9 protein-coding genes are annotated in these 10,540 nt (G+C 42.7%); all 9 read right to left on the bottom strand.

Annotated features, from left to right (window positions below):
- Positions 1–1,371: methyl-accepting chemotaxis protein (locus tag V7Z64_RS09025; RefSeq protein ID WP_297987908.1), on the bottom strand; the 1,371-nt coding region annotated here is incomplete at its 3' end.
- A 19-nt stretch (positions 1,372–1,390) separates the two neighbouring features.
- Positions 1,391–2,293: a class II fructose-1,6-bisphosphate aldolase gene (gene fba / locus V7Z64_RS09020; RefSeq protein WP_297987906.1), complete on the bottom strand. Its 903-nt coding sequence runs from the start codon at positions 2,291–2,293 to the stop codon at positions 1,391–1,393.
- Positions 2,294–2,360: 67 nt separating this feature from the next.
- Complete coding sequence (locus V7Z64_RS09015) at positions 2,361–3,815, bottom strand: CoA-acylating methylmalonate-semialdehyde dehydrogenase (RefSeq protein WP_297987904.1); 1,455 nt, start codon at positions 3,813–3,815, stop codon at positions 2,361–2,363.
- Between the two features lie 14 nt (positions 3,816–3,829).
- Positions 3,830–4,837, bottom strand: coding sequence for a 5-dehydro-2-deoxygluconokinase (iolC, locus tag V7Z64_RS09010; protein ID WP_297987902.1), 1,008 nt, complete (start codon positions 4,835–4,837; stop codon positions 3,830–3,832).
- 20 nt (positions 4,838–4,857) lie between these two features.
- Complete coding sequence (iolB, locus tag V7Z64_RS09005) at positions 4,858–5,682, bottom strand: 5-deoxy-glucuronate isomerase (protein WP_297987900.1); 825 nt, start codon at positions 5,680–5,682, stop codon at positions 4,858–4,860.
- A 13-nt stretch (positions 5,683–5,695) separates the two neighbouring features.
- On the bottom strand, positions 5,696–6,625 hold the full coding sequence (gene iolE, locus V7Z64_RS09000; protein ID WP_297987898.1) for a myo-inosose-2 dehydratase: 930 nt from the start codon (positions 6,623–6,625) through the stop codon (positions 5,696–5,698).
- A gap of 22 nt (positions 6,626–6,647) precedes the next feature.
- Complete coding sequence (gene iolD / locus V7Z64_RS08995; protein WP_297987896.1) at positions 6,648–8,582, bottom strand: 3D-(3,5/4)-trihydroxycyclohexane-1,2-dione acylhydrolase (decyclizing); 1,935 nt, start codon at positions 8,580–8,582, stop codon at positions 6,648–6,650.
- Positions 8,583–8,606: 24 nt separating this feature from the next.
- Positions 8,607–9,449, bottom strand: coding sequence for a sugar phosphate isomerase/epimerase family protein (locus V7Z64_RS08990; protein ID WP_297987894.1), 843 nt, complete (start codon positions 9,447–9,449; stop codon positions 8,607–8,609).
- Positions 9,450–9,461: 12 nt separating this feature from the next.
- Positions 9,462–10,451, bottom strand: coding sequence for an ABC transporter permease (locus tag V7Z64_RS08985; RefSeq protein ID WP_297987892.1), 990 nt, complete (start codon positions 10,449–10,451; stop codon positions 9,462–9,464).
- Positions 10,452–10,540: the final 89 nt, after the last annotated feature.

Genomic DNA, 10,540 nt, shown 5'->3' with positions numbered 1-10,540 from the left:
AATAACATTATCTGTTTCTTGTTGGACTTTACTGACTAGGAGAAAAACCTGTTGAGCCGACTGTGCCGATTGTTCTGCTAGCTTACGGACAGCATTTGCCACAACCGCAAATCCACGTCCATGCTCTCCTGCCCTCGCTGCCTCAATCGTCGCATTTAATGCTAACAGATGCGTTTGCTCAGAGAGTTCCGTAATCACTTCCATGATGTGCGTAATTTCTTTTGAATGGATTCCAAGCTCTTTCACCACATTGGACAGTTCATTTACCGTCTGACTCATTAACGTCATTTGTTGAACGAGCTTTTCCATCATTTTTCTTCCCTCTGCTGATTTTTCTGAAGCCTCCACTGATTTAGAAGAAACGATATGAGTACGTTCTGCAATTTGTTGAGCAGAGAAAGCCACTTCTTGCACCGTTCGGAAAGTGTATCCAATCGTTTCCACTTGGTTATTAACACCTGCTGATACTTCTTGCATCGTAGCAGCAATTTGTTCGGTGGATGTTTTCGTTTGCTCGGCTGTGGCAGTTAATTGTTGAGAACATACTACGACTTGTTCCGCTTCCCCCTTCACCTCTTGAATAAGTTGATGAAGATTCGCTTTCATCATATTAAAGGACTGCGCTAACTCTCCAATTTCATCTTTATTATGAATAGAGATTGAGTCTACCGTTAAATCACCAAAAGATATGTTGCGGGCAGCTTGGGATATCATGACTATCGGCTCAACCATTCTTTTCGACACGATCCAGCCAATTAATAGCAAAAGACATACAACAAAGAGGAAAACAAGAAACAAGATAGAAACGATCTGAATAAAAAGACGACCATTTTGCGCGACTTGCTTTTCTAACAGCTGCTGTTCAAGATCGGCGAGCTTTTGAGACTGTAACTTCATGTTGTTTGCAAATTGATTAAACATATCAGCAAACGAAGCGATTAATTGAATGGACGCCTCATCATCCCTATATTTAACGACCTGTTCTGTGACAGTTAAAAAATTTTTATTCAATATTTGTAATTTCCAAATGTAGTTTTGTTCTTCTTTCGTTTCTACTAGGCTTTTCGTGTTTTGTAAGACAATTGCTAGTTGTTGATTAGATTTTTTCATATCTGCAATAAAATTTTGATTTCCAGAGATTAAAAAAGCTTGTAGTTTATTAATTTGTTCAATTGCTTGTAATTGAATATGATCTGTATTGCGTAATATCACCATTCTCCGTTGAAGAAATTCATCATAGGAACGATTAATGACTGTTAAATAGTAATAGAAGGTACCCACCATTAAAACAAATAGCATCCCTATGGCCACAAAAGTAATCCATACTTTTTGCCGAATAGTGAACGTTTTTTTCTTTAAATACTTCCCCATACAATTCATTCCTTGCCCACTAAATCATTGTCTTAATTCGAACATAATCACGGACTTTTCCTGCCTTTTCTGATGAACCAAATTCCCTCATCTTCTGTTTTACAGTATCTTTCACCGCTTCTCGTGCCACCCCTAAATATTTTCTTGGATCATACAATGTTGTGTTTTCTTCTAGCACACGGCGAATCGCCTTCGTAAACGCCGATTGATTTTCCGTATTGACGTTAATTTTCGCTGTACCACAAGAAATGGCACGACGAATATCGGCAGATGGAATACCGGTGCCACCGTGCAGGACAAGAGGCACACCAGTCAATAATTGAATTTCTTTCATTTGTGAAAATCCTAGTTTAGGTTCTCCTTTATACGGTCCGTGAACAGATCCTAATGCCGGCGCAAGAAAATCGACACCGGTTTCGCAGACAAGGCGCACACATTCTTCTGGAATCGCATACATCGCCTCTGCATCATCAACGACCAGGTCATCTTCTTGTCCACCGATCCTCCCTACTTCCGCTTCGACGGAAACACCTAGTGCATGGGCTGCTTCAACCACCTTCTTCGTTTGAGCAATGTTTACATCAAGAGGGTAATGGGAGGCATCAATCATCACTGACGTAAATCCGGCATACATTGCCTGAAGACATTGCTCATATGATGTTCCGTGATCTAAATGAAGAGCGACCGGAACCGTAATGCTATATTCTTTGATGAGTGCTTTCACCATCGTTGCAGCGAGATGAAACCCTCCTAAATGTGGGAGATAGCCCGGACTTACCGCAAGAATGACAGGAGATTGCTCCTCCTCGGCTGCTTGAAGAATAGCTTGCGCAAATTCTAAATTATTAATATTGAAGTGACCGATTGCATAGCCTTCATTCAAAGCGTGTTGTAGCATATCTGTTGTACATACTAATGACATACGCATTCCCCTTTCAAAAATAATAAGGAAAGAGTATCAAGCGTTCATTGCTTGATACTCGATACGTTCACCAACGAGCAGTAATCATTTTTTTACGTGTATAAAACTCAACTCCATCCGTACCATTCGCATGAAGGTCGCCATAGAACGAATTTTTCCAACCTGAAAATGGGAAAAATGCCATCGGTGCTGGTACACCTAAGTTCACACCCAACATACCCGCATCGATTTCTTCACGGAATTTGCGAACATTTCCCCCATCTCTCGTATAAATGCAAGCACCGTTAGCGAATGGAGAATGATTCGCTACCTCAATCGCTTCATCTAGCGTATCGACACGGACGATGGACAATACCGGTGCAAAAATTTCATCTTTCCAAATCGTCATATCTGGTTTGACACCGTCAAAAATTGTCGGACCGACAAAATAGCCGTTTTCCATGGTCTCAACATCTTTCCGCCCATCACGTACTAATAGAGCACCTTCTTTTTCACCGATTTCAATGTATTTGACCGTTCTCTCTTTATGAGAGTCGCGAATGACTGGTCCGAGAAATATCCCTTCCTCTAAGCCGTTGCCAATCTTAATGTCATTAGCTGCGTCTACTAACTTTTTCACCAATGTTTCGGCAATATCCCCGACCGCGACAACAACAGAAGTCGCCATGCATCGTTCTCCGGCAGAGCCGAACGCTGCGTTGATGATTTCGCGAACGGCAAGGTCTAAATTTGCGTCCGGCATCACAATAGAATGATTTTTCGCCCCTGTTAACGCCTGCACCCGTTTTCCGTGAGCAGCTGCTGTTTTATACACGTACTCACCAACCGGTTGCGAACCAACAAACGAAATCGCTTTAACATCCGGATGCTCTAATAGTCCATTTACGACATCGTGCGCTCCATGTACGATATTTAATACACCGTCGGGAAGACCTGCTTCTTTAAAGAGTTCTGCTAATCGGTTGGCTAACATCGGTGTGCGTTCCGATGGTTTTAAAACAAATGTATTGCCGCAAGCAATCGCTAACGGGAACATCCAACAAGGCACCATCATCGGAAAATTGAACGGCGTGATCCCCCCAACAACCCCAATCGGATAGCGATACATGCCGGATTCAATGCCAGTCGCGATATCCGGGAGTTGCTTGCCCATCATTAATGTTGGCGCCCCGGCGGCAAATTCAACACATTCGATCCCGCGCTGAACCTCCCCGTATGCTTCGTTGTAGCTTTTCCCGTTCTCCAGTGTTACGAGGCGAGCCAGTTCTTCCCAATGCTCAACAAGCAATTGTTGGTATTTAAACAAAATACGAGCACGACGCGGCACTGGTGTTTTGCTCCACGTTTTAAATGCTTCTTTTGCCGCTTTTACTGCTTCTTGAACATCCTCCCGACTAGAAATCGGAACGTACGCTAAAATTTCTCCCGTCGCCGGGTTTGGCACAATTTCTGTTTGTTCAGATGTCGCTTCCACCCAGCGCCCTCCGATATAGTTTTTTAATATTTCAGCTGTTGTTGCCATTTTATCATTCCCTCCTATCGAATGATCATTTCGCCATTTTTACATTTTTGAATATAGCTTTCGATTTGTTCAAGTGTTGGCATCGCCTCTGAAGAGCTATGACTAGAAATCACGATCGAGGCAGCCGCTGCGCCATATTCCATCGCTTTTGGAATATCCCAGCCTTGCATGAGTCCGTAAATAAAACCAGCTGCATACGAGTCTCCTGCACCAAATGTTTTGATAACGTTCGCTGGAAAAATCGGTCCTTTGAATGCTTCCCCTTCTTTTGTATAAGCAATCGATCCATCTTTCCCATGTTTAATAACGACAATTTTTGCCTGATAGTCAAACCATTTTTTCGCCGTTTTCTCATCATCGCCTCGATGGCTCTCAAATCGTTCCATTATATCGAATTCCTCGCGTGTCCCGATGATCACATCGCATTTTTCTGCCACAAGATTGTAATAAATGGCTGTTTCTTCTGACGAATTCCATGTATAAGGTCGGTAATCGAGATCAAAGAACACGACAACATGATGTTTTCTAGCGTATTCCAATGCCAAAAATATGGCTTCACGTGATGGGCTTTTCGCTAAGGCTGTTCCTGAAATTAAAAGAACTTTTGCTTGCTTCATATAATCTTCTCTGACATCTTTCGGTTCTAGCTTCAAATCCGCAACATTGTCGCGATACATAAGAATGCTACAATCGGTTGGGCTTTTGATTTCGGTAAACGCAAGCCCTGTCACACTTCCGGACTGGTCGGTAACAACGTTTGATGTATCGATATTATTTTTTTTCAAATAGTTGACGATAAACCGCCCCATCTGGTCATCTGCCACCCGACCGATAAACCCTGTTTTCATTCCTAAACGGGACATCCCGATCGTAATATTGGCGGGGGAACCGCCGACATATTTCGTAAATGTCACCGTTTCTTCCATTGGACGATTGATTTCATTCGCGTTTAAATCGATGCACAATCGACCAATTGCAATAAAGTCGAGCGGTTTTTGAGCATCAAATCGTAAACGATTCATGACATCCCCTCCTCTCCTCTCTATGATTGTTTGGTTGCTAGTTTACTTTCCATGACCCATTCATGATCCGGGTCATTATGAAATTTCCATGTTCGAGTCGGCCCCGCCATAACATTTAAATAATACACCTCATATCCGGGCGGTGCCGAAACAGGGTGATATCCTTTCGGCACTAATACAACATCGCTATTTTTTACGATCATTGTTTCATCTAACGAACGATCATTGGTATATACTCTTTGCACCGCAAACCCGTAGTCAGGGTTGATTTTATGGTAATATGTTTCTTCCAAATATGACTCATAAGGTAAATTGTCTTGATCGTGCTTATGTGGAGGATAACTCGACCAATTTCCTTCCGGTGTAAATACTTCTACGACTAGCAAACTATCTGCCGGCTGTTGCTCCGGCAAGATGTTATGGATCTTTCGTTCGATATTACCTGCGCCTCTCATTTCTATCCCAACATCTTTTGGAGCAATTAACCGAGACGGATACGTGCCTTTGCCCGGCGCCAAACAAACAGCTAACTCGAGATCCGTTATGGCTGCGACCTCGTAAAAATCATCGGATGGAACATATACCGAATATGGCGGTGTTTTTTCAAATACATTCATACGTTCACCAATATGTTTCCATCGTGCTTGCTTCGTAGAAACGGTTGCTTTTCCGCTTAATAGAACGAGGCATGCTTCTTCGTTTCCGGTTTCTTTTCGCAACGTCTGTCCTTTACGGAGGACATATACTTCAAAGCCGACATACCCCCATCCAGCCGACTCCGGAGTTACACGCAGCACGTTCCCTTCATGATCCGGCTGTTGACTTGGAACGATCAAACGACTCACCAATCCCACTCCTTTATCGTTGTTTCGCTGCCATCACCGCTTGGATGGTCGCATCAATATACTCCTTTGCCATTTTGGCATACGTGTACGGATGAGCAACCGCTGGATCTTGTTCCGCTTCAACAATCATCCAGCCGTCATACTGTTTTTCGATCAACTTTTTAAAAATCGGCACAAAATCAATGCATCCATCTCCCGGTACGGTAAACATTCCTCGCAACACTGCACTGCGAAAATCGAGATGTTCTTTCCGTACTTGTTCAAGCACATCGCGCCGAACATCTTTTAAATGAACGTATTGAATGCGATTTTCGTATTTCATTAAAAGTTCTAGCGGATCATATCCTCCATATAATGCATGGCCTGTATCATATAACAAATGGACAAGATTCGGATCTGTTAAATCCATTAAACGATCAATTTCTTCTGCTGTTTCCACTACTGTACCTGCATGGAAATGGTACACAAGTTTCATGCCGTATCGTTCGCATAATTTTGCCGCTTGATGCAATCCGTTTACGAGTGACTTCCATTCCTTCTCTGTTAATCTTTGAATGGTTTTATCATCAGGAGAACGGCGAGGATCCCAATGCATCGATCCGCCCATTTCGCAGACGATGACATACTCGCACCCCATTTCATATAAATATTTCACCCATTGCTCAAACGATTGAAGTTCCTGTTCAAGCCGGCTTTCATCCGAAAATAGTACGCTGACAAATTTGCTGGCAAGCCGAATGCCGTATTGCTCCAGCTTTGCTTTTAAGGACGACGGATCTTTGGAAAAGAGTCGCCCCATTTCCGTCGCAATATAGCCGAGCGAAGCCATCTCGGCTAGCACTTGATCTTGTGTATAATGGTCGCCAAGGCCGGGAATATCATCATTCACCCAACTAATCGGCGCAATACCGATTTGAAAAGGATTGGTCTGACTAACTGTCATATGATCCACCTCGATTTTTATATCAATATTTGCGAGCCTTTTTCAATCGTTCTTCTTTTTTCCTATATGCTTCTATGATGTTCGGATTGCAAGAAGCCTCGGCCACTCCAACGTGCCACCACGATTCATAATCGTGTGTCATCGTTTTCGGGAGTACTTTGATGTCAATTAATGTCGATACCGTTTGTTGTTTCGTATCTTCCAATGCTTCTTTTAGCTGTTCGAGCGTATGAACTCTGTATGTTTTCACCCCGTAGCCAGCAGCGCTTTGCGCAAAATCAATACGGATCAGGCTGCCATCTAAGCGCCCTGTTTCCTCGTTTCGATAACGGAATTCTGTAGCGAAGCTATCCATTCCGTTACCCATTTGCAAATTATTAATGCATCCAAAGCCGGCGTTATCAAAAAGAAGCACATTAATTTTCTTTCGTTCTTGGATGCTCGTCACAAGTTCAGAATGAAGCATGAGATAGCTGCCATCGCCAACCATCGCATATACTTCCTTATCCGGTTCAGCCATCTTCACCCCAAGTGCCCCGGAAATTTCATACCCCATGCACGAATACCCGTATTCCATATGATACGTATTCGGTTTACGTGACACCCACATCCGCTGTAAATCCCCCGGTAAGCTGCCTGCAGCACCAATTACAATCGCATCTTCATCAATAAATTCATTAATGACACCAATCACTTCTGTTTGTGTTAAACGTGACTGAAAAGATTCCACAAACTCTGGAAGCACTTCATCGAGATGACCAGAAACTTCCGGTATGAAACTCGATTCTTGGTATCGCACGTGATATAAACGGTTCAATTCTTTCTGCCATGCTTTTTTAGCGATTTCGATTTCATTTGTGTACCCGGAACGGTAACCGATTTTTTCTAATTCTCGCTCGAGCGAAAGGATCGCCAATTTTGCATCAGCCACAACTTTCACAGCATCCATCTTATATGCGTGAAATTCAGAAATATTGATGTTTAAAAACTCCACATCTGGACATTGAAATAACTGTTTAGAACTTGTTGTGAAATCTGTATATCGTGTACCAATCCCGATCACAAGATCCGCTTCTTTCGCTACTGAGTTAGCCGCAAGATTCCCTGTTACGCCAATTCCTCCGAGATTATAAGCATGAGTGCTTTCGATGGCACTCTTACCTGCTTGCGTTTCTCCATACGGAATATGAAACTTTTCCGAAAACCGCTTTAACGCCTCCGCTGCCTCCGAATAACGGACACCGCCGCCGCAAATGATGATCGGCTTTTTCTTTCTTTTAATTAACTCTATAGCATCTCGGATCGCCTCTTCTGTCGGGATACGGCGCTCGATACGATGGATCCGCTTTTGGAAAAAGTATTCTGGAAAGTCATATACTTCTCCTTGCACATCTTGTGGCAGGGCGATCGTGACTGCACCAGTATTTGCAGGGTCAGTCAACACACGCATCGCCTGAATCATCGCGGTCATTAACTGTTCTGGGCGATTGACACGATCCCAATATTTACTGACGGCACGAAAAGCATCGTTTGTTGAAATAGTCAAATCGTGAACATGTTCGATTTGCTGGAGAACGGGATCCGGTTGTCTTGTCGCAAACGTATCTCCTGGAAGTAATAAAACAGGAATGTTGTTAGCCGAAGCAGTGGCCGCTGCTGTTACCATATTTGCCGAGCCCGGACCAACAGAAGATGTGCATGCCATAATTTGCTTTCGGTGCTTTTGTTTGGCGAAAGCGATCGCCGCGTGCGCCATTCCTTGTTCGTTTCTCCCTTGGTACACTTCCAATTCACCGGGATCTTCTTCCAATGCTTGACCGAGCCCAAGTACGTTTCCGTGCCCGAAAATTGTGAAAATTCCTTTCACAAACTTTTGCACTTTTCCATCAAACTCGACATACTGTTCGTTTAAAAATTTCACTAACGCTTGAGCTGTCGTTAATCGGATTGTTTTCATGATCCTTCGCCCCTCACCTTCCTGTCAAACTCGCTCAATCTTAAAATAGCGATTTACTAGTTTTTCTGTTTTTTCTTTCGCGACTTGGATCGTTTTTTCCGCATCCCATTCCCAGTATTCCGGTCTAAACAATTCAATCGACACCATTTCGTTATAACCGATATCTTTTAATGTGCGCAAAATTTGCTCTAGATCAATCGCACCGTCCCCAGGCCATACACGATGATGGTCGCGCAATGCGCCAACAGGTAAATCTTCGCAATCATCGATATGAAATACAAAAATTTTCGTTGGGTCTGCCGCCCGTAAATCTTCGATGCGGGAATTCATAGCATGAAAATGAAAGCAGTCTAACACAAGGCCAACGTTGTGTCGATTTACTTCTCGAACAATGTCGTATGCTTGGGCAAAAGTGTTAACCGAACAATTCGGATATCCGCAAAATTCTAAAGCAATCCGTACACCATATGGCTCTGCGAGTTGTGCCAGCTCGTGCAGAACTCGAACCGTTTCTTCTTTAATTTTCGTTTTCGTGTAATCTCCGATATCAAAGGTTGGAACAGCGATAATTGTTTTGCAATCGATCACTTCGCCAACCTCACATAAAAATTGCAGATCACTTTTTAGTTGTTCATATCCTTCTTGATCTCGGAACGTAATAAATTCTAATGCGTTAAACGCATACGGCTTGATGTAGTGATTTTCAAAAAACGTTTTTAGCTCTTCTACTGTATGATGTATGAAATATTCTTTTAATTTATCAAGGCGAATTTCGATGAAATCATAGCCATATTTTTCACAAAGCTCTAAATCTCGTTTTAATGTAGAATTTTTTAACGTCGTTGCTTCATTAAACGCAATTTTCATCATTCTACCACCTTACGATTTCCGATTTTTACGCGAGTCAATAAACACCGCCACCGTAATAATGACCCCTTTTAAGATTTGCTGCCAATATGGGGATACGTTCATTAAATCGAGACCGTTGTTCATAACACCGATAATAAGCGCTCCAACGATCGTACCACCGATTGTTCCAATCCCCCCCGCAAGACTTGTACCACCGATGACCGCTGCCGCGATCGCATCCAATTCGTACATGACACCAGCTGTTGGTTGACCTGAAGCAATACGAGATGTCAAAATAATTCCCGCTAGTCCAGATAATAACCCAGCATAGCCATAAACGAAAATTTTGTACTTATCGACGTTAACACCAGCAATACGCGCAGCTTGTTCATTCCCACCGATAGCATACACATATTTTCCAAATTTCGTTTTGTTTAATGAAATATAAGAAACAACACCAACAAGAGCGAAAATGATGATTGGCACAGGAACACCTAATACCATGCCTTGACCAATAAATTTAAATGAATCTGACAAATTTCCTATCGGCCTACCGTCACTGAACAGTAACGCTGCTCCCCTTGCCGCCGTCATCATTCCTAAAGTTACAATAAAAGGGGCAATTTTTGCTTTGGAAATAATCGTTCCATTGATAACACCGGTAAGAAGCCCTAATCCCAATCCAATGAGAATAGGGATAAAAACTGGATAGGTGTCCGGATGAGCAAAACTCGCCACGACAACAGAAACTAGGGCGATAACGGATCCGGATGACAGATCGATTCCAGTCGTAATAATGACCATTGTTACACCTATTGCAACAATTCCTACAACGGACATTTGCCGAACAATGTTTAGTAGATTTCCTGTTGTCAAAAATGTTGGGGAAAGGATAGACATTAAAATAATTAAACCAATTAAGATAAACAACATGCCGTATTTGTTTAGTACATGAAACAGTTTTACTTTTGAACTGACTGATGTTTTCTCCTTCCTCACGACAGATACTTGGCTATTCATCTACATTCCCTCCAATCGTTATGCACTTGCCCCAAACTCTCCTGTAGCCAATTCCATAATTTTTTCTTGAGTAGCTTCTCCTCTACCTA

The organism is Anoxybacillus sp., assembly GCF_036834105.1.
GTDB lineage: Bacteria > Bacillota > Bacilli > Bacillales > Anoxybacillaceae > Anoxybacillus.
The sequence above is the reverse complement of the archived record's forward strand: the minus strand, read 5'-3'. Positions and strand labels throughout refer to the sequence as shown.

Excerpts from the sequence above, each read along its gene's own strand:
- fba (WP_297987906.1), bottom strand. The coding sequence starts at position 2,293 with ATGTCATTAGTATGTACAACAGATATGCTACAACACGCTTTGAATGAA.
- V7Z64_RS09015 (WP_297987904.1), bottom strand. The coding sequence starts at position 3,815 with ATGGCAACAACAGCTGAAATATTAAAAAACTATATCGGAGGGCGCTGG.
- iolC (WP_297987902.1), bottom strand. The coding sequence starts at position 4,837 with ATGAATCGTTTACGATTTGATGCTCAAAAACCGCTCGACTTTATTGCA.
- iolE (WP_297987898.1), bottom strand. The coding sequence starts at position 6,625 with ATGACAGTTAGTCAGACCAATCCTTTTCAAATCGGTATTGCGCCGATT.
- iolD (WP_297987896.1), bottom strand. The coding sequence starts at position 8,582 with ATGAAAACAATCCGATTAACGACAGCTCAAGCGTTAGTGAAATTTTTA.
- V7Z64_RS08990 (WP_297987894.1), bottom strand. The coding sequence starts at position 9,449 with ATGAAAATTGCGTTTAATGAAGCAACGACGTTAAAAAATTCTACATTA.
- V7Z64_RS08985 (WP_297987892.1), bottom strand. The coding sequence starts at position 10,451 with ATGAATAGCCAAGTATCTGTCGTGAGGAAGGAGAAAACATCAGTCAGT.